Origin of the sequence: Streptomyces sp. NPDC056128, from assembly GCF_042263835.1 — a bacterium.
GTDB lineage: Bacteria > Actinomycetota > Actinomycetes > Streptomycetales > Streptomycetaceae > Streptomyces.
Genome location: NZ_JBHJVQ010000025.1, coordinates 62,043 through 81,613, shown reverse-complemented (window position 1 = coordinate 81,613; position 19,571 = coordinate 62,043). Strand labels below are relative to the sequence as shown.

The following is a 19,571-nucleotide window of genomic DNA, read 5'->3' as shown; positions in this document are numbered from 1 at the left end:
CGTTTGCTTCCCGCCCCGCGGGCAACTCCGACATTCCGGACGCCGATCCCGTTCCGGCAACCGGCGTCGACACTGCTGTGTGGCACCCCGGGAGTCGCCATGTGGAAGCGCAAGGGCAGGAAGGACCGCCGGACCCCGCGGCCGGTCCCGATGGAGCTGTGCGACCTGTGCGCCAAGGTCTTCCCCCAGGACGAGTCCGTGACCGGCTATGTGCCGGACTCCTCCGCGGTGCACGCCGCCCATGAGCGGTTCGACGGGCTGCGGCTCATCACCGCGTGCTCGGACGACCACTTCGACGTGATCAAGGAGGGGTACGCGCACCGGCCCTTCGTGGAGGAGGAGCTGTGGGCGGCCAAGCTCACCCGCGCCCTCACCAAGGGCCCCCCGGCGCTCTCCATGGACCAGCTCGGCTGCCGGACCGGCCTCCAGGAGCCGCAGATACGCGCCGCCATCGCCTGGCACAACGAACGGCTGCGTGAGCAGCAGGGCACGGACCCCTGATCCACGCGGTGCTCCAGGCGTCCGGGGCCGTCCGGGTGGCGCGACGTTTGCCCGGACGTCCCCGGGGTCACTCAGTTCCCCGTCGGCGAGCCATCGAAAGGACGCCCGAGGAGCACCCGTGAACCGGTTGTGGCGGCCGTTCCACCGTGTGTGGGACCGGCTGGCCGCGTCGTCCCTCGTCCGGCGCGGCCGGGACCTGGAACTGATGCACAGGGCGATGGGCTTCGCCACGCTCGCCCTGGTCACGCTGGCGCCGCTGCTGATCGTGGTGGCCGCCGCCGATCCGCTGGGACGCGGCGGTTTCGCCTCCTGGCTGGCGGACGGGATGGGGCTGTCGGGACGGTCCGCCAAGGTGCTGACCGACATCATCAGTCCGCCCACCAAGGTCGTCGGCACCACGAGCGTGTGGGGCGGCATCCTGCTCGCCGTCTTCGGCGTGTCCTTCGCGGCGAGCGTCCAGAACGGCTACGAACGCATCTGGGAGCTGCCCTCCGGCCCGTGGCACCGCGTCTGGCGCCAGGCGACCTGGGTGGTCGCGCTGACCGCGTACCTCTACCAGGAGGTGCAGACGCGGACCGCCCTGCACGGGACGGCCCGGATCGTGCTGTCCACCGCCGTCGGCATGCTGTTCTTCTGGTGGGGCCAGCACTTCCTGCTGGGCGGCCAGGTGCGCTGGCGGGACCTGGTGCCGGGGGCGCTGGCGACCATGGTGGGCCTGATCGGCCTGCGGGGGTTCTCGTACCTGGTCTTCACGCCGCTCATCCTCGACAACGCGAGCGGTTACGGCACGGTCGGCATCGTGCTGGTGGTGGAGTCCTGGCTGATCGGGGTGGGGTTCGTCGTCTTCGGGGGCGCGATGGTCGGGCACTGGTTCTGCGAGCACCACTGGTGGACCCGGAACATCGACCGGCTCCCGGACTGACCGCGCCGGTGAGCGGGCGCGGCTACCCCGGCGGTGGCGCCGTGCTCGCGCGGGTCACCAGCCGGGTCGGTACGAGCGTCGTGCCCCGCTCCGGGGCGGCCTCGCGCATCTTGCGGAGCACGGCCCGCACGCAGAGCCGCCCCACCTCGGCGAAGTCCTGGTGGACGGTGGTCAGCGGGGGCAGGAAGGAACCGGCCTCGGCGATGTCGTCGAAGCCGATGACGCTGACGTCCCGGGGAACGCTGCGGCCGTGTTCGTGCAGGGCCCGCATCAGGCCGAGGGCCATCTGGTCGTTGGCCGCGAAGACGGCCGTGCACTCCGGGCGGGCGGCCAGCTCCAGGCCGGCCCGGTAGCCGGACTCCGCCGACCAGTCGCCCCGGACGAGCGGCGGCACGGCGCGGCCGGCCTCGGTGAGCGTGTGCCGCCAGGCGTCGGTGCGGCGCTGCGCGGCGAAGGAGCCCTCGGGGCCGCCCAGGTGCCACACCGTGTCGTGCCCGAGGTCCAGCAGGTGGCGCACGGCGGTGCGGGAGCCGCCGGCCTGGTCGGTGTCGACGACCGTGTAGTGGTCGCCCGCGTCGGAGTCGACCACGACGACCTGGACGTGGGGCGGCAGGGTGAGGCTCGCCGCGTCCAGGAGGTGCACCTCCATGATGACGATCACGGCGTCGACGGCCAGTTCCTCCAGCCGGGAGAACGCGCCCCGCACCTCGTCCTGGGTGGGGACGGCGACCGGCAGCAGCGTCACCGCGTACCCCTCGCTCGCCGCGGAGGTGGCGATGGCCTCCAGGGTGCGCACGTTGCCCGTGGTGGCCAGCGTGAAGGTGATGACGCCGATGGTGCGGAACTCGCCGCGCTTGAGGGCCCGGGCCGCGCTGTTGGGCCGGTACCCCAGCTCCTTCATGGCCGCCAGCACCTGCCGCCGGGTCTCCTCGGTCACTCCGGCGTAGCCGTTGGAGACGCGGGAGACGGTCTGCGAGGAGACCCCCGCCAGCCGGGCCACGTCCGCCATGGACGCCGTCGGCACCCGGCCGCCGCGCCGGCGCCGCGGGACCGTGTCCGTGGCGTCGCTCGCGTCCGCGGCTCCCTCAGCGGTGTCCACTGCGTTCCGCCACCTCTCCGCACTGTTCCGGTCCCCGGCCCCGAAGGACCCTTGACCGTCGTCCTCGGGGCAGTGTAGACATGCCGCCATCGAATGTTTACGTAAACATAACAGCAATCCTCCGGCCGGACCGCCTTCCGCGCCGCTCGATGTTTACGCAAACACGCTAGGACTCCCGGACGTGGACGAGCGAGGACCGACATGACGACGCTGCAACCGCCGGCCATCGCCGAGCCGCGGCCCGCCCCGCCCCCGGCGCGGCGCGACCGCCGCTCCTGGACGGGATGGGGGTTTCTCGGCCCCTTCGTGGCCGTGTTCGCCCTGGTGTTCCTCGCGCCGATCGCCTACTCGGTCTACCTCAGCCTCTTCCGCGACCAGCTCATCGGCGGGACCACCTTCGTCGGTCTCGACAACTACGGGCAGGCGCTGGCGGACGACCGGTTCTGGGCCTCGCTCGGCCGGGTCTCGCTCTTCCTCGCCGTGCAGGTGCCGATCATGCTGGGCATCGCGCTGCTGGTGGCGCTGGCGCTGGACAGCGGGCGCCTCTACGGCCGGGACTTCTTCCGCGTCTCGATCTTCCTGCCGTACGCCGTGCCCGCCGTGGTGGCCACCCTGATGTGGGGCTTCATGTACGGCACCCGCTTCGGCCTGGTCGGCGACATCAACGGGGCGCTGGGCTTCTCGCTGCCCGACCCGCTCTCCCCCGACCTGGTGCTCGCCTCCATCGGCAATATCGTGACCTGGGAGTTCGTCGGCTACAACATGCTGATCTTCTACGCGGCCCTGCGGGTCGTCCCGCACTCGCTGTACGAGGCCGCCCAGATCGACGGGGCGGGGCAGATCCGCGTGATCACCGCCATCAAGCTCCCGGCGATCCGCGGCGCCCTGGTGATCGCCACGATCTTCTCCATCATCGGCAGCTTCCAGCTCTTCAACGAGCCCAGCATCCTCCAGCCGCTGGCCCCCAACGCCATCACCACCGACTACACGCCGAACTCCTACACCTACGCGCTCTCCTTCAACGGACAGCAGCACAACTACTCCGCGACGGTCGCCATCGTGATGGGGCTGATCACCATGGCCATCGCCTACGTCGTCCAGCTGCGCGGCATGCGCAAGGGAGTGTGATCCGGCGATGACCAGTCCTGCCGCCACCGCCGTCGACCGTTCCGCGCCCGTGCCGTCCGGCCCGTCCGGCTGCGCGCCCCGGCTGCGGACGTCCCGGCGCCGGCACTCGGCCGACAAGCCCCGGCGCAGCGTCCTGCTGACCGTGCTCACCGGTCTCGTGCTGCTGTACAGCCTCGTGCCGCTGATCTGGCTGGCCGTCAGCGCCACCAAGACCCAGGAGGGGCTGTCACGTTCGTTCGGCCTCTGGTTCGACGGCGACTTCGCGCTCTGGGACAACATCGGCGAGACGTTCACCTACGACGACGGTGTCTTCACCCGCTGGCTGCTCAACACCCTGCTGTACGTGGGGCTGGGCGCGGGCGGCGCGACCCTCCTCGCCGTGCTCGGCGGCTACGCGCTGGCCAAGTTCCGCTTCCCGGGCCGGCGCGCGGTCTTCGCCGTCGTCATCGGCGCGGTGGCCGTACCGGGTACCGCCCTGGCGGTGCCGACCTTCCTGATGTTCAGCGAGATGGGGCTGACCAACACCCCCTGGGCGGTGATCATCCCGTCCCTGATCTCACCGTTCGGCCTCTATCTGATGTGGGTCTTCGCGACCGAGGCGATCCCCACCGAACTGATGGAGGCCGCCCGGATCGACGGCGCCGGCGAGGTGCGCACCTTCTTCCGGGTCGCGCTGCCGCTGCTGGCCCCGGGCATCGTCACCGTCCTGCTCTTCACCATGGTCGCGACCTGGAACAACTACTTCCTGCCGCTGGTCATGCTCAAGGACCCCGACTGGTATCCGCTGACCCTGGGCCTGAACAGCTGGAACGCCCAGGCCGCGACCGCCGGTGGCGAGGCCGTCTTCAACCTGGTCGTCACCGGGTCGCTCATCACGATCCTCCCGCTGATCGCGGCGTTCCTGCTGCTCCAGCGGTACTGGCAGTCCGGCCTGGCCGCCGGAAGCGTCAAGGAATGACCCCCACGCCCCCACCCTCCTCTCCAACCCTCAACGGTGCCGGTCACGGCCACGAAGAAGTGGAAGCACACCCATGCCCAAGCACTCGCGCCGCCTGCTGAGCGGTATAGGTCTCGTCTGCGCCCTCGCCCTGACGGCGACCGCCTGCGGCGACTCCGACGACAGGGGATCGAGCCAGAAGCCGGTCTCCCAGGACGACGTCCGAGCCGCCCTGAAGAAGGGCGGCACGATCACCGTCTGGGCGTGGGAGCCCACGCTGGAGAAGGTGGCCAAGGACTTCGAGAAGAAGTACCCGGGCGTCAAGGTGAACCTCGTCAACGCCGGCACCAACAACGACCAGTACACCGCCCTCCAGAACGCCGTGTCGGCGAAGAAGGGCGTCCCGGACGTCGCCCAGATCGAGTACTACGCGATGGGCCAGTACGCCCTGACCAAGCAGCTCACCGACCTCACGGCGTTCGGCGCGGACAAGCTCTCCGGCAAGTTCTCCCCCGGACCGTGGAACGGGGTGAAGGCCGGCTCGGACGGCGTCTGGGCGCTGCCCATGGACTCCGGCCCGATGGCGCTCTTCTACAACAAGAAGGTCTTCGACAAGTACGACATCGAGGTGCCCGCCACCTGGGCCGAGTACCTGGACGCCGCGCGCGAGCTGCACAAGGCCGACCCGAAGGCGTACATCACCGCCGACACCGGCGACGCCGGGCTCACCACCAGCATGCTCTGGCAGGCGGGTTCGCGCCCCTACACGGTGAACGGCACCGAGGTGAAGATCGACTTCTCCGACCGGGGCGCCAGGACGTACACCGACACCTGGCAGAAGCTGATCGACGAGAAGCTCCTCGCCTCCGTCAACCCCTGGACCGACGAGTGGTACAAGGGCCTCGGCGACGGCACCATCGCGACCCTCGCCACGGGCGCCTGGATGCCCGCGAACCTCGCCTCCGGCGTGAAGGACGCGGCCGGCGACTGGCGCGCCGCGCCGCTGCCGCAGTGGACCGCGGGCGGGAAGGCGAGCGCGGAGAACGGCGGCAGCGCCCTCGCGCTGCCGGAACTGGGCAAGAACGAGGCGCTGGCGTACGCCTTCGTCGAGTACGCGAACGCGGGCGACGGCGTGGGGACCCGCGTGGCGAACGGCGCCTTCCCGGCGACCACCGCACAGCTGCGGTCCGCCGCGTTCCAGGACACCGCGTTCCCCTACTTCGGCGGCCAGAAGGCCAACAAGGTCTTCGCCGAGTCGGCCGCGAACGTCGCCGACGACTGGTCGTACCTGCCCTACCAGGTGTACGCGAACTCAGTCTTCAACGACACCGCCGGCAAGGCCTACGTCTCCGGCACCCCGCTCGCCGAGGGGCTGAGGTCCTGGCAGGAGGCCTCGGTCAAGTACGGCGAGGAGCAGGGCTTCACCGTCGAGAAGTAGCCCCCCCGGCACCGCACGCACCACACCGGAAGGACCGCCATGATCTCCACCTTCGCGTCCCGCCTCCACCGCGGGCCGGACGGTGCCCCGACCCCCCGGCTCGCCTTCGGCGCCGACTACAACCCCGAGCAGTGGCCCCGGGAGGTGTGGGAGGAGGACGTACGGCTGATGCGCGAGGCCGGTGTCACCATCGTGTCGCTCGGCATCTTCTCCTGGGCCCGTGTCCAGCCCGGCCCCGGCACCTGGGACTTCGGCTGGCTCGACGACGTGATGGACCTGCTGCACGAGCACGGTGTCGGCGTCGACCTGGCCACCGCCACCGCCTCCCCGCCGCCCTGGCTGACCACCGCGCACCCGGAGATCCTCCCGGTGACCGACCGGGGCGAGACGCTGTCGCCGGGCGCGCGCCAGCACTGGCGGCCGACCTCGCCCGTCTTCCGCGAGCACGCCCTGCGCCTGGTCCGGGAGATGGCGACCCGGTACGCCGGCCATCCGGCGCTGGTCGCCTGGCACGTCAACAACGAGCTGGGCTGCCACAACGTGTACGACTACTCGGACGACGCGACCCGTGCCTTCCGGGACTGGCTGCGCGCCCGGTACGGCACGCTCGACGCGCTCAACCACGCCTGGGGCACGGCGTTCTGGTCGCAGCGCTACAGCGACTGGGAGCAGATCCTGCCGCCGCGGCTGGCCGCCTCCCACCCCAATCCGACCCAGCAGCTGGACTTCAAGCGGTTCTCCTCGGACGCGCTCAAGGACCACCTGCGGGCGGAGCGCGACCTGCTGCGGGAACTGACCCCCGGCGTCCCCGTGACCACCAACTTCATGGTGATGCCCGGCACCAAGGGCATGAACTACGCGGACTGGGCGGCCGAGGTCGACTTCGTCGCCAACGACCACTACGTGGTGCCGAGCGGGCGCGAGCGGGACGAGCTGTCGTTCTCGGCGAACCTCACCAGCGGCATCGCGGGCGGCCGGCCCTGGTTCCTGATGGAGCACTCCACCAGCGCGGTGAACTGGCAGCCCGTCAACCTGGCCAAGCGGCCGGGCGAGCTGGCCCGGGACTCGCTGACGCACGTGGCGCACGGCGCCGACGCGGTCTGCTTCTTCCAGTGGCGCCAGTCGGCGGCGGGCGCCGAGAAGTACCACTCGGCGATGGTCCCGCACGCCGGCCCGGACAGTGACGTGTTCCGCGCGGTCACGGCGCTGGGCGACACCCTGGGGGCGCTCGCGCCGGTCGCCGGGAGCGAGCGGGAGCCCGCGGAGGTCGGCATCCTCTTCGACTGGGAGTCCTGGTGGGCGAGCGAGCAGGACTCGCACCCGACCTCCCTGCTCGACTACCACCGGGAGGCGCTCGACTGGTACTCGGCGCTGCTCTCCCTCGGCGTCCGCGCCGACGTCGTCACCACCGGTGCCGACCTGAGCCGCCACCGGGTGCTGATCGCACCGGTGCTGCACATGGTCCCGGCCGGGACGGCCAAGGACCTCACCCGGTACGCCGAGCAGGGCGGGCACCTGGTCACCACGTACTTCTCCGGTGTCGTCGACGAGAACGACCACGTCTGGCTCGGCGGCTACCCGGGCGCCCTGCGGGACCTGCTCGGCATCCGCGTCGAGGAGTTCGGCCCGCTGCCCGCCGGGGAGCGCGTGGAGCTGGACGACGCGAGCACCGGCGACCTGTGGACCGACCAGATCACCGTGACCGCGCCGGAGACCGAGGTCCTGGTCCGCTACCGCACCGGCACGCACGCGGGCCGCCCGGCCGTCACCCGGCGCCCCACCGGGGGCGGTTCGGCCGCCTACGTGTCCACCCGGCTCGGTGCGGCCGGGCTGGCTTCACTGCTGCCCAGGCTGCTGGAGCCGGCCGGTGTCGCGAGCGACCTGCCCGCCGAGGTGCGCGGGGCGGTCGAGGCCACCGTGCGGCGCGGCCCCGGCGGCCGGTTCCTGTTCCTGGTCAACCGGACCGACGCGGCGGTGACCGTCCCCGGCCTCGCCGGAGAAGCCCTGGTGGGCGACCTGGGCACCGACGGCACCCTCGTCCTCGCACCCAGGGACGTCGCCGTAGTGCGCACGTCCACCGACTGAGCCGCAGCGACCACACCTTCCAGTTGGGAGCACAGATGGCACGCCGTACCCGCAACAGACGCCTCATCGGGACCGCCGTCCTGACCGCCCTGGCCACGGGGGCCGCCCTGATGGGCGTTCCCGCCCAGGCGGAACCGGCCGCGCCCGCCGCCTCCGTGACCGTGCGGCCCGACCCGTCGTACCGGCAGGAGAGATTCGAGGGCTGGGGCACCAGCCTGGTCTGGTTCGCCAACGCGACCGGCGACTACCCGCCGGAGATCCGCGAGAAGCTGGCCCGGCTCCTGTTCGACGACGACGGTCTCGGGCTGAACATCGCCCGCTACAACATCGGCGGCGGCAACGCTCCGGACGTGCGGGACTACCTGCGGGCCGGCGGCGCGGTCGAGGGCTGGTGGAAGGCGCCCGCGGGCACCACCCGCGAGGACACCGACTGGTGGAGCGCCGACGACCCGGCCGACTGGAACGAGGACGCCGACGCCACCCAGCGCTGGTGGGTCGAGCGCATCAAGGACGACATCGACCACTGGGAGACGTTCAGCAACTCGCCGCCCTGGTTCATGACCGTCAGCGGCTACGTCTCCGGCGGGTTCGACTCCTCCGCCGACCAGCTCAAGGCCGGGTCGGTCGACGACTTCGCCGCCTACGTGGCCGGGGCGACCCGGCGGCTGGAGAAGGCCGAGGGCATCCGCGTCGACACGGTGGACCCGTTCAACGAGCCCAACACCCCCTACTGGGGAACCCGGCTGGGCGCGGACGGCGAACCCGTCGGCGGCCGGCAGGAGGGCGCCCACATGGGACCCGAGCTGCAGGCCAAGGTCCTCCGGGCCCTCGCCCCGGCGCTGAAGAAGGCGAAGGTCCGCGCGGACATCTCCGCGATGGACGAGACCAACCCCGGCATCTTCGCCCGGAACTGGGGCGCCTACTCCGCCGCCGACCGCGACCTGGTCGACCAGATGAACGTCCACACCTACGGCACCGGGCAGCGCACCACCGTGCGCGACCTCGCCAAGGCGGCCGACAAGCCGCTGTGGATGAGCGAGGTGGGCGGCGACTGGGGCGACGGCCAGGACTTCGAGGACATGCGGCCCGGTCTCGGGCTCGCCCAGCAGATCGTCGACGACCTGCGCGAACTGGAGCCCCGCGCCTGGGTGTTCTGGCAGCCCGTCGAGGACTACGACAACATGAAGCCGGGCGGCGAGTCGGCGAAGGGCGGCAACTGGGGCAGTATCCAGCTCCCGTTCGGCTGCACCGCCGAGGACACCCTGGAGACCTGCCCGATCCGGACCAACACCAAGTTCGACACGGCCCGCAACTTCACCCACTTCATCAAGCCCGGCGACCGGCTGATCGGCACCGACGACACCTCCAGCGCCGCCGCGGTCGGCCGTGACGGCGGGAGCGCCTCGCTCGTCCACGTCAACCGCACCACCGAGGCCCGCACCGTCACCCTCGACCTGTCGAAGTTCGGGGAGGTGAGCCGCCGCGCCACCGTCACCCCGGTCGTCACCGACGCCGGCGGCCGGCTCGAACGAAAGGCCCCGATCCGGGTGAAGGACCGCACGGCCGCCTTCACCGTGCCCGCGCAGTCCGTCACCTCCTTCGAGATCAAGGGCGTCTCCGGCGTCGCGAGGGACGCCGCCCCGCTGCGCCGGGGCCACAGCTACACCCTCACCGGCGTGCAGAGCGGCCGGGCCGTCACCGTCGCGGACGACGGCACCGGCCTGGTCCTGGGCGGCGGGACCGGCGCGGACGCGCCGAACTGGCGGCTGAGCGCGGTCCGTCACGACGGCGGCGTCCGCGACCGCTACGTCTTCACCGACCCCGAGCACGGCACGCGGCTGGCGGTACGCGACGACGTCCCGGTGGCCGAGCCCGACACCGGACGGCCCGACAAGGCCGCCGAGTGGCTCGCCTCCACCACCGGCGACGGCACCTGGACGCTGGTCAACGCCGCCACCGGACGCCTGCTCGAAGTAGGCGGTCAGGCGACCCACGAGGGCGCGGCCGTCACCACGTGGCCGCCCAACTCCGGTGCCAACCAGCGCTGGACGCTGACGGACGCGTCCACCGGCTGACCCCCTCCCCCTCCCCCCTCCTGCCCCGAGAGACCGAAGGAGACGGCATGACCATCGACCCCCGCGAGCGCGACGTGCGCCGCAGGATGGCCGCCCGTGAGCTGTACTCCGACGGCGCCCCGGGACTGGAGGGGCTGGCGGAGGAACGGCTGCGCGGCAAGGAACTGGCGGACGGCTACAACCGGACCGGGGCACGGGACGAGGAGGGGCGCCGGGCGATCCTGAAGGAGATGTTCGCGGCCGTGGGCACCGGCGTGTGGATCGAGCCGCCGCTGCACGTGGCCTACGGCAACCGGGTGCACCTGGGTGACGACGTGTACGCCAACTTCGGCCTCACCCTCGTCGACGACGTCGAGGTCTTCGTCGGGGACCGGGTGATGTTCGCCCCGCACGTCACCATCAGCACCACCGGACACCCCGTCCACCCCGAACTGCGCCGGGACGGCACGCAGTTCTCGGCGCCGGTGACCGTCGAGGACGACGTATGGATCGGGGCCGGCGCGCTGATCATGCCGGGGGTCACCATCGGCCGCGGCTCGGTGGTCGGCGCGGGCAGCGTCGTGACCGCGCACGTGCCGGCGATGACGGTCGTCGCCGGCACCCCGGCCCGCGTGCTGCGCGCGATCACCGACGCGGACCGGGAGTGGACCTACCGTCCGCCCCGCACCCTGGGCACGGCCTGATCGGCAACTTCCGCCGTGCGCCCGGGACATGGCACGGGACGCGGAGCAGTACGATGATCGAAATTTACGGCGGAACGTCACCTCCCGAGCCACGGAGCCTGCCATGACGACGGACCATTCCCAGCCTCCCCAGATCGACACCGGCCGGGCCCACCCCGCGCGGGTCTACGACTGGCTGCTGGGCGGCAAGGACAACTACCCCGTCGACGAGGCGGTGGGCGAGACCCTGCCGCCCGAGGCGCGGGACGCGGCGCGGCAGAACCGCGCGTTCATGAACCGCGCAGTGGCCCACCTCGCCGCGCAGGGCGTCGACCAGTTCCTGGACATCGGCACGGGCATCCCGACCGAGCCCAACCTGCACCAGATCGTGCAGCGGACGGTCCCGACGGCCAGGGTCGTCTACGCCGACAACGACCCGATCGTGCTGCGCCACGCGGAGGCCCTGCTGGTCAGCAGCCCGGAGGGGGCAACGGACTACATCCAGGCCGATGTCCGCGAGCCGGAGCAGATCGTGCGGCACGCCCGCGAGATCCTCGACTTCGACCGGCCGATCGCCCTGTCGCTGATCGCCCTGATGCACTTCATCACGGACGACCAGAACGCCCACGGGATAGTCCGCGGACTGGTCGAGACCCTGCCCTCCGGCAGCCACCTGGTCCTCTCGCACGCCTCGATCGACCTCTTCCCCGAGCTGTCGGAGCAGGTGATCGCCCAGTACGCCAAGGGCGGCATCCGCCTCGGCTTCCGCACCCGGGCGGAGGTGACCCGCTTCTTCGACGGACTGGAACTGGTCCGGCCCGGCCTGGTCACGGCCACCGAGTGGTACGGCGAGGGCCAGGAGCCGCCGGCGCCGGAGGACAGCGGCATCTACGCGGCCGTGGCGCGCATCCCCTGACGGGGAGGCGCGCACGGCTCAGCGGCGACGCCCGCGCGACCCCCAGCCGCTGCCGATCCCGGCGACGTGCAGGGCGAGCAGGGCGAGACCGACGAGCATGACGTTGGTGGAGGTGAAGACGTCGTTGGTCGACACCTCCGCCGCGTTGATCAGCCAGGCGATGAGGAACAGAACCGCCGCGATGATGGCGAGCACGGTGTACATCCCTTCGGATCGGTGGCACCGGAACGGTGCCGTGTCACGCGTATGCCCCGGACGGGGGGCGTGACACGGCGGAGGGTTCCCGCGCTTCGTACGGTGTCGGTCGCGTGCTCCGTACAGTGGGGCCGGCCCGTCCCGCACTCCCGCCCCGGAGCATCCATGCACGATCCGTCCGCCGCACCGGACGACGGCTCCGGCACCCTCTTCGGGCTCGACGCCCTGACGCCGGGCGGGCCGGCCGCCGAGCCCACCGGGCCGCGCTTCCGGGACTCCGCCGCCGCCCGCCGTCTGCTGCCGGTCCGGGAGATCCACGCCGAGCCGGCGGCGGCCGCCTCCCCGCGCGGCCGGCAGGTCCTCGCCCGGTTCCCCGAGGCGCGCGTGGTGGAGGTGGACTCCCACTGGCGCATCCCCGGGCTGCACGGCAGCGAGGGCAACGTCGAGCGCTGGGTGCGGATCAAGGGCGAGACCCTCGTCCTGGGTTTGCGCAAGACCCTGGCCACCCGTCCCAACGGCCGCTCCGCGGACTGGATCGCGCCCGGCGCCTCCAACGGCTGCGCCATGGCCTGCGCCTACTGCTACGTGCCCCGGCGCAAGGGGTACGCCAACCCCGTCACCGTCTTCACCAACATCGACGGGATCATCGCCCACCTCGGCCGGCACATCGCCCGGCAGGGACCGAAGGCCGAGCCGAACCAGTGCGACGCCGAGGCGTGGGTGTACGACGTGGGCGAGAACGGCGACTGCTCGGTGGACGCCCTGATCTGCGACAACACCGCGGACCTGGTGCACGCGTTCCGGCAGTGGCCGACGGCCAAGGCGTCCTTCGCCACCAAGTTCGTCAACCCCGACCTGCTCGCCCTCGACCCGCGCGGCCGCACCCGGATCCGGTTCTCCCTGATGCCGCCGGACGACTCACGGCTGCTGGACGTACGCACGTCGCCGGTCGCCGAGCGGATCGCCGCGGCGGCCGACTTCCTGGACGCCGGGTACGAGGTGCACTTCAACCTCTCCCCCGTGGTGGTGCGGCCGGGCTGGGAGGAAGCCTGGGCGGAGCTGCTGCGCCACCTCGGCGACGTCCTGCCGGAGCGGGTCAGGCGGCAGGCCGCCGCCGAGGTGATCATGCTGACGCACAACCGGGAGCTGCACGGGGTCAACCTGGGCTGGCATCCGCGCGCCGAGGAGGTACTGTGGCGGCCGGAGCTGCAGGAGGCCAAGCGCTCCGAGAACGGCGCGCTCAACGTACGCTACCGCGCCGGGGTCAAGGCCGACGCGGTCACCCGGCTGCGCTCGCTGGTCGCCGCCCACGCACCGTGGCTGCGCGTGCGGTACGCCTTCTGAACCCCATCCGGCGAGGTGTCAGTAAGGCGAACCTCACCAGATAATGTTCTCCATGCAACCAACCAGCCGGAAGCACCCGCCTCCGGTCAGCACGCACCCGGGGAGCCGGCCTTGCCACGCACGATCGACGCGACCGGAGACCGGCCGGACACCGCCAGGGAGGACGGCTGGGTCGAACTCGGCTCGCCCGCCGAGCTGCGCGAGTTGCTGGGCGAGCCCTGGCCCGTCGTCATCGACAAGGTGCACGAACGGCTCACGGACGACGACGTGGACATCCTGGCCCGCTCCCCGTTCTGCCTGCTGGCCACCTCCGACCCGCGGGGCAACTGCGACGTGTCGCCGCGCGGTGACGCGCCGGGCTTCACCCGGGTCCTGGACCCCGGCACCATCGCCCTGCCGGACCGGCCGGGCAACCGGCGGGGGGACAGCTTCCACAACATCCTCGGCAATCCGCACGCCGGCCTGCTCTATCTGATCCCCGGCGGCAAGCAGGTGCTGCGGATCAACGGCCGGGCCCGCATCCTCACCGACGCGCCCTTCTTCGACACGATGGCCCGCGACGGCAGGCGTCCGGACCTCGCCCTGGTCCTGGAGATCGACGAGATCTACCTGCACTGTCCGCAGTCCCTGAACCGGGCGGGGCTCTGGAAATCCCCTTCCCCGAAAGGGAGTTGAGCGCGCCGTCCGACCCGGGGCGCAAGGCGGGGCCGGAGCCGGGACGGCCGGTGTGAGCCCCGTCTCTACCAGCAGTTTTTAGGTTAGGCTAACCTTCGCCACGTGAGATCTGGTGAAGACACGGCCGGCACCCGACGCCTGCGCGGTCATCAGCTGTCGGCGACGGGTGTGACCGTCGCCTACGACGGCGTCGATGTCGTGCACGACGCGGAGGTCACCCTCCGGCCCGGCGAAGTGACCGTTCTGGTGGGCCCGAACGGCAGCGGGAAGTCGACGCTGCTGCGCACCGTCGCCCGCCTGCAGCGGGCCCGGAGCGCCACGATCGACATCGACGGCGACACCGACGGCCTGACGCTGACGCCCCGTGAGTTCTCGCGGTACGTCGCCCTGCTGACGCAGGGCCGTCCGACACCGGGCGGGCTGACCGTGCGGGACGTCGTCGAGTTCGGCCGCTATCCGTACCGGGGCCGCTGGGGGCGGCCCGATCCGGACGGTCCGGCCGCGGTCGACCGGGCGCTCGCGCTCACCGGCGTCGACGGCTTCGCCGACCGCGGCGCCGACCACCTCTCCGGCGGCCAGTTGCAGCGGGTGTGGCTCGCGAGCTGCCTGGCCCAGGAGACCGGCGTGCTGCTGCTGGACGAACCCACCACCTATCTCGACCTCCGCTACCAGGTAGAACTCCTCGACCTCATCCGTGACCTGGCCGACGTCCACGGGATCGCCGTCGGCGTCGTGCTGCACGACCTCGACCAGGCGGCGGCCGTCGCCGACCGGATCACGCTCCTCGAAGCGGGCCGGATCGTCGCCGACGGCCCACCCGAGGACGTACTGACGCCGGAACGGCTCAGCGCCGTCTACGGCATCCGGATCGACGTCGACACCGACCCCCTCACCGGCCGGCTGCGCACCCGCCCGATCGGCCGCCACCACATACGAACCGAAAGGCTCGGCACCACCTCATGAGACGCCTCCTGCTCACCGCGGTCGCCACCACGGCCGCGGCGCTCACCCTCGCCGCCTGCGGCACCACCGAACCCGCCGCCGACAAGTCCGAGAAGAAGGCCTCCGAGGCCATCACGCTCAAGGACGGCAAGGGCACCGAGGTGAAGCTCGACGGCCCGGCCACCAAGGTCGTCGCCACCGAGTGGAACGTCGTCGAGAGCCTCGTCTCCCTGGGCGTGGACCCGGTCGGCGTCGCGGACGTCAAGGGCTACAAGACCTGGGACAGCGCCGTACCGCTGAAGAACGAGCCGAAGGACATCGGCACCCGCGGCGAGCCCAGCATGGACACCGTCGCCTCGCTCGCCCCCGACCTCATCGTGGCCACCACGGACCTCACCCCGGCCGCCGTGAAGCAGCTGCGCGAGGTCGCCCCGGTCATCGAGGTCACCTCCGCCGACGGCACCGGTCAGATCGACCAGATGCTGGAGAACATCGACCTCATCGCCAAGGCCATCGGCAGGACGGAGCAGGCGAAGACGCTGCGCACCGGCTTCGAGGCCAAGGTCGCCGAGGGCAAGAAGGCCCTGGCCGACGCCGGGATCGCCGGCAAGAACTACGCCTTCGCGGACGGCTACGTCGCCTCCAACCAGGTCTCGATCCGCCCCTACACCGCGACCTCCCTCATCGGCGAGGTCAACGAGGCGATCGGTCTGAAGAACGCCTGGACGGTGAAGGGCGACCCCGCCTACGGTCTCGGCACCACCGACGTCGAGGGTCTGACCAAGCTGCCCAAGGACACGCAGTTCGCCTACATCGGCAACGACGACGACCCGTCCGCCACCCCCTTCACCGGTGAGCTGGCCAAGAACTCGGTGTGGAAGTCCCTGCCGTTCGTGAAGTCCGGCGACGTGCACCGGCTGGACGACGGCATCTGGATGTTCGGTGGTCCCGGGTCGATGGAGGCGTACATCGACGCCGTCGTCGGCGCGCTGACGAAGTAGCGAGGCCATGGCCGTCACCGCAACCGAACCCGCGACCCGTCCGTCGACGGTCCCCACGTCCCGGTCGGGCGCGGCCGCGATGACGGCCGGGATCGTCCTGCTGGTCGCCGTCCTCGCCGTCGTCGACATCACTCAGGGCACCGCCGCCGTCGGACCGTCCGAGGTCTTCAAGGCCCTCACCGGGCAGGCCGACCCGGACGACGCGTCCGTCGTCGTCGCCTCGCGGCTGCCCCGGATGGTCGCCGGGCTGCTGGTCGGCACCGTGCTCGGGATGGCCGGCGCCGTGCTCCAGGCGGTCAGCCGCAACGTGCTGGCCTCCCCCGACACCCTGGCCGTGAACGCGGGCGCGTACCTGGCCCTCGGGGTGGCCGGCGCCACCGGCGTCTCGCTGCCGATGATCGCCTCCTCCGGCGTCGCCTTCGTGGGCGGGCTGGCGGCGGCGGCCGTCGTGCTCGGACTGTCCGGCCTCGGCACCGGCACCGTCCAGCTCGTGCTGGCCGGCACCGCGCTGATGCTGGGCCTGACCGCCATGACCGAGGGGCTGCTCCTGCTCTTCCCCGAGCAGACCGAGGGCCTCTACGCGTGGAACCAGGGCAGCATCTCCCAGAACGGCTTCGACGGCGTACTCCAGATGCTGCCGATCGCGCTGGCCGGGCTGGTGGGCCTGATGCTGACGGCCCGTCGGGTGGACGCGCTGGCGCTCGGCGACGACGCCGCGCGCGGGGTCGGCGTGCCGGTCCGGGCGACCCGGGTCACGGTCGTCGTGCTGGCGGCGATGCTGTCCGCGGCGGCCGTCACGCTCGCCGGTCCGATCGGTTTCGTCGGCCTGTGCGCACCCGCCCTGGTCCGCCCGCTGGCCCGCCGCTTCCGCGGCTTCGCCCGCTCCCGTACGTCGATGCCGGCGGCCGGGCTCACCGGCGCGGCCCTGGTGCTCGGTTCGGACGTGCTGCTGCGCACCCTGGTGTCGGCGAACCGTGCGGTGGGCGTGCCCACGGGCGTGGTCACCAGCCTGGTGGGGGCCGTGTTCCTCGTCGTCATGGCGATGCGGCTGCGGGACACCGCCGGGGCCGGCGCTCCGGACCGGCTGCGCATCCCGAGCCGGGCGGTGTTCCTGGCCACGGTCGCCGTCCTGGTGGCCGTATTGGTGGGCCTGGTCATCGCCTCGGTGCTGATGGGCGACAGCAAGCTGCTCCTCGGTGACGTCGTCAACTGGGCGCAGGGCAGGGCCGGCCGGACCGTCTCGTTCGTGCTGGACACCCGGGTGCCCCGGGTGCTGGCCGCGCTCGGCGCGGGTGCGGCGCTCGCCCTGGCCGGCACGCTCGTGCAGGCCGTGACGCGCAACCCGCTCGCGGAACCGAACGTCCTCGGTGTCACCGGCGGTGGCGCGCTGGGTGCGGTGATCCTGGTGACCACCGTGCCGGCCGCCGGGACGTGGGGCGTCGCCGGCGCCGCGTTCGCCGGGTCCGCCGTCACCGCGGTCCTCGTCTTCGGGCTGGCCGCCCGGGGCGGGTACCGGCAGAACCGGCTGGTCCTCGTCGGCATCGGCGTGGCCTCCGGGACGGCGGCCTTGATCAGCCTGCTGATCGTGCTCACCGACCCGTTCAACGCGAACAAGGCCCTGACCTGGCTGTCGGGTTCGACCTACGGGCGGACCATGCCGGACGTCGTGCCGGTCGCGCTGGCGCTGGCCGTCGGCATCGGCGTGGCGGTCGCGCGGCGCACCGAGCTGGACCTGATCTCGCTGGACGAGGACACGCCCCGACTGCTGGGCCTGCGGCTGGCGCCGGGCCGGCTCGGGTTCCTGGTGCTGAGCGTCGTACTCAGCGCCAGCGCCGTGGCCTGTGCGGGCACCATCGGGTTCGTCGGGCTGGTCGCCCCGCACGCGGCACGGGCCCTGGTGGGCCGGCGGCACGTCCGGGTCGTGCCGGTCTCCATCCTCCTGGGCGCCGCCCTGGTCTGCGCGGCCGACCTGATCGGCCGCACGGTGATCGCCCCGGCCCAGCTCGGCGCGGGACTCATGACGGCCGTGATCGGGACGCCGTACTTCCTGTACCTGCTGGTACGCGGCCGCCGGTAGCGGCGGCCGGGGTCCGGCGGGGGGGGCACGGATCCCGCCGGACCGACACCTGGACGCGGCTTGTTAGACGCGACGTCAAGTTACTGAACCGTAATAAGCATGGTGCTACCCCTGGTAACTCCTGTCCGGGTACGGTCCCGTCACCCCACAGGAGCAGCGCGGCCACGGTCCTCCCCCAACGGACCGCGGACGACCGGTTCCGGCCCTTCCCCAGGAGGTTCGCCATGCCCGCACGTCCCCGCATGCTCGCCGCGGCGATCACCGCCGCACTCGCCCTCGGCGCCCAGGCGGTGCCCGCCGCCGCGGCAGGCACCGCCGGCGACACGGCCACCGGACCGGCCTCGGAAGTGTCCCGGGGCGTGGAGATACCCGCCTTCTACACGCCGCCGGCCGAACTCCCGGCCGCCGACGGCACGCTGATCCGCAGTGAGCACCTGCCGCTCGCCCTGAGCCTGCCCGGCCTCGACGGCCCCCTCCCGGGGCGGGCGACCCGCCTGATGTACAAGTCCACCGACGCGAACGGCGAGGCGGTCGCCGTCACTGGCGCCTACATCGAACCCGCCGCGAAGTGGCGCGGCGACGGACCGCGGCCCCTGGTCGCCGTCGCCCCCGGCACCATGGGTCAGGGCGACCAGTGCGCCGCGTCCATGGCCCTGGAGCACCCGCTGCGGCTGGGCGACGGAACGGTCTCCGTGGGGTACGAGAACCTGTCGGTCTACCGGCTGCTGCTGCGCGGCGTCGCCGTCGTCGTCACCGACTACGTCGGCCTGGGCACCACCGACCGGCTGCACACCTACGTCAACCGCGTCGACGGAGCCCACGCCGTACTGGACGCCGTCCGCGCCGCGCGCTCGCTCGACTCGGCCTCGGTCACCGCCGGCTCCCGGGTCGGCCTGTTCGGGTACAGCCAGGGCGGCGGCGCCACGGCGGCCGCGGCCGAACTCCAGCCGTCCTACGCTCCGGACGTGCCGCTGGCGGGCACCTACGCGGGGGCGCCGCCCGCGGACCTGACCGAGGTGACCGAGGCGATCGACGGCGGCGACCTGGCGGGCGCGCTGGGCTGGTCGCTCAACGGCTTCCTGCAGACCGAGCCCGCCCTGCGTCCCATCGCCGACCGGTACATCAACGCGGAGGGCCGGGAGGCGCTCAAGGACCTGTCGACCATGTGCGTCGGCGACGCCCTCTTCAAGTACGGCGGCGCGAGCAGCGAGGACTGGACGACGACCGGGCAGTCCATCAGCGACATCATCCGCGCCGAGCCCGTGCTGCGGGACTTCCTCGCCGAGCAGCGCATCGGCTCGCTGAAGCCCGGCAGCCCGGTCCGCGTGGCGACGGGCGTCAGCGACGACCTGGTCCCCCACGGCCAGTCCCGTCAGCTCGCCGTCGACTGGTGCCGCAAGGGCGCGACGGTCACCTACGCCCCCGTCCTGCTGCCGGGCGTCGGCAGCGGCCTGCTCAACCACTTCGCCCCGCTCCTCACCGACCAGGGCAGCGCCATCTCCTGGCTGACCGACCGGCTCTCCGGGGAGCGGGCGCGCTCCAACTGCCGCAGCATGCCCCTGCAGCCCTGAGCC

General features: G+C 72.1%; 17 protein-coding genes. 15 read left to right on the top strand and 2 right to left on the bottom strand.

Annotated elements, in window-relative coordinates; genetic code table 11:
• Window positions 1-99 precede the first annotated feature (99 nt).
• Together ACFC1X_RS31360 and ACFC1X_RS31355 are read left to right on the top strand one after the other, a co-directional pair.
• Entirely contained in the window at window positions 100-501 is a 402-nt protein-coding gene (locus ACFC1X_RS31360) for a hypothetical protein (protein WP_376360080.1), read from the top strand.
• 118 nt (window positions 502-619) lie between these two features.
• Window positions 620-1,423 carry a ribonuclease BN gene (locus ACFC1X_RS31355; RefSeq protein WP_376360077.1) on the top strand — a complete coding sequence of 268 codons (804 nt, stop codon included), beginning with the start codon at window positions 620-622 and terminating at the stop codon, window positions 1,421-1,423.
• Between the two features lie 22 nt (window positions 1,424-1,445).
• On the opposite strand, the gene ACFC1X_RS31350 is transcribed toward ACFC1X_RS31355, so the two are convergent.
• Window positions 1,446-2,432: a LacI family DNA-binding transcriptional regulator gene (locus ACFC1X_RS31350; RefSeq protein ID WP_125491623.1), complete on the bottom strand. Its 987-nt coding sequence runs from the start codon at window positions 2,430-2,432 to the stop codon at window positions 1,446-1,448.
• A gap of 291 nt (window positions 2,433-2,723) precedes the next feature.
• Here ACFC1X_RS31350 and ACFC1X_RS31345 point away from each other — a divergent pair, with 291 nt between their 5' ends.
• The 7 genes from ACFC1X_RS31345 (at window position 2,724) to ACFC1X_RS31315 (ending at window position 11,763) form a co-directional block, all read left to right on the top strand.
• Window positions 2,724-3,650 carry a carbohydrate ABC transporter permease gene (locus ACFC1X_RS31345; RefSeq protein WP_376360074.1) on the top strand — a complete coding sequence of 309 codons (927 nt, stop codon included), beginning with the start codon at window positions 2,724-2,726 and terminating at the stop codon, window positions 3,648-3,650.
• Between the two features lie 7 nt (window positions 3,651-3,657).
• Window positions 3,658-4,608 (top strand): carbohydrate ABC transporter permease, encoded by a 951-nt coding sequence (locus tag ACFC1X_RS31340; protein ID WP_376360072.1) that lies wholly within the window; start codon window positions 3,658-3,660, stop codon window positions 4,606-4,608.
• Window positions 4,609-4,681: 73 nt separating this feature from the next.
• Window positions 4,682-6,025, top strand: a complete 1,344-nt coding sequence (locus ACFC1X_RS31335; protein WP_376360069.1) for an ABC transporter substrate-binding protein — start codon at window positions 4,682-4,684, stop codon at window positions 6,023-6,025.
• Window positions 6,026-6,064: 39 nt separating this feature from the next.
• Entirely contained in the window at window positions 6,065-8,110 is a 2,046-nt protein-coding gene (locus tag ACFC1X_RS31330) for a beta-galactosidase (protein ID WP_376360066.1), read from the top strand.
• A gap of 35 nt (window positions 8,111-8,145) precedes the next feature.
• Window positions 8,146-10,185, top strand: coding sequence for a glycoside hydrolase (locus ACFC1X_RS31325; RefSeq protein WP_376360064.1), 2,040 nt, complete (start codon window positions 8,146-8,148; stop codon window positions 10,183-10,185).
• Window positions 10,186-10,232: 47 nt separating this feature from the next.
• Entirely contained in the window at window positions 10,233-10,868 is a 636-nt protein-coding gene (locus ACFC1X_RS31320) for a sugar O-acetyltransferase (RefSeq protein WP_376360062.1), read from the top strand.
• A gap of 103 nt (window positions 10,869-10,971) precedes the next feature.
• Window positions 10,972-11,763: an SAM-dependent methyltransferase gene (locus tag ACFC1X_RS31315; protein ID WP_376360059.1), complete on the top strand. Its 792-nt coding sequence runs from the start codon at window positions 10,972-10,974 to the stop codon at window positions 11,761-11,763.
• Window positions 11,764-11,781: 18 nt separating this feature from the next.
• Here the strand turns inward: ACFC1X_RS31315 and ACFC1X_RS31310 are convergent, their stop codons facing one another.
• Window positions 11,782-11,967, bottom strand: coding sequence for a hypothetical protein (locus ACFC1X_RS31310; RefSeq protein ID WP_376360056.1), 186 nt, complete (start codon window positions 11,965-11,967; stop codon window positions 11,782-11,784).
• A gap of 156 nt (window positions 11,968-12,123) precedes the next feature.
• On the opposite strand from ACFC1X_RS31310, the gene ACFC1X_RS31305 reads away from it, so the two are divergent.
• The 6 genes from ACFC1X_RS31305 (at window position 12,124) to ACFC1X_RS31280 (ending at window position 19,568) form a co-directional block, all read left to right on the top strand.
• Window positions 12,124-13,302 carry a spore photoproduct lyase family protein gene (locus ACFC1X_RS31305; protein ID WP_376360053.1) on the top strand — a complete coding sequence of 393 codons (1,179 nt, stop codon included), beginning with the start codon at window positions 12,124-12,126 and terminating at the stop codon, window positions 13,300-13,302.
• A gap of 111 nt (window positions 13,303-13,413) precedes the next feature.
• Window positions 13,414-13,977, top strand: a complete 564-nt coding sequence (locus ACFC1X_RS31300) for an MSMEG_1061 family FMN-dependent PPOX-type flavoprotein (protein ID WP_376360050.1) — start codon at window positions 13,414-13,416, stop codon at window positions 13,975-13,977.
• Between the two features lie 102 nt (window positions 13,978-14,079).
• Complete coding sequence (locus ACFC1X_RS31295) at window positions 14,080-14,940, top strand: ABC transporter ATP-binding protein (protein ID WP_376360047.1); 861 nt, start codon at window positions 14,080-14,082, stop codon at window positions 14,938-14,940.
• The gene (locus tag ACFC1X_RS31290; RefSeq protein WP_376360044.1) at window positions 14,937-15,920 is read left to right on the top strand and encodes an iron-siderophore ABC transporter substrate-binding protein; all 984 of its coding nucleotides are present in this window, start codon (window positions 14,937-14,939) and stop codon (window positions 15,918-15,920) included. Before ACFC1X_RS31295 ends, ACFC1X_RS31290 begins: the two co-directional genes overlap by 4 nt.
• A 7-nt stretch (window positions 15,921-15,927) precedes the next feature.
• A complete protein-coding gene (locus ACFC1X_RS31285; RefSeq protein ID WP_376360041.1) occupies window positions 15,928-17,997 on the top strand; it encodes an iron ABC transporter permease in 2,070 nt (689 codons plus the stop codon).
• A gap of 224 nt (window positions 17,998-18,221) precedes the next feature.
• Window positions 18,222-19,568 (top strand): lipase family protein, encoded by a 1,347-nt coding sequence (locus ACFC1X_RS31280; RefSeq protein ID WP_376360039.1) that lies wholly within the window; start codon window positions 18,222-18,224, stop codon window positions 19,566-19,568.
• Window positions 19,569-19,571 lie beyond the last annotated feature (3 nt).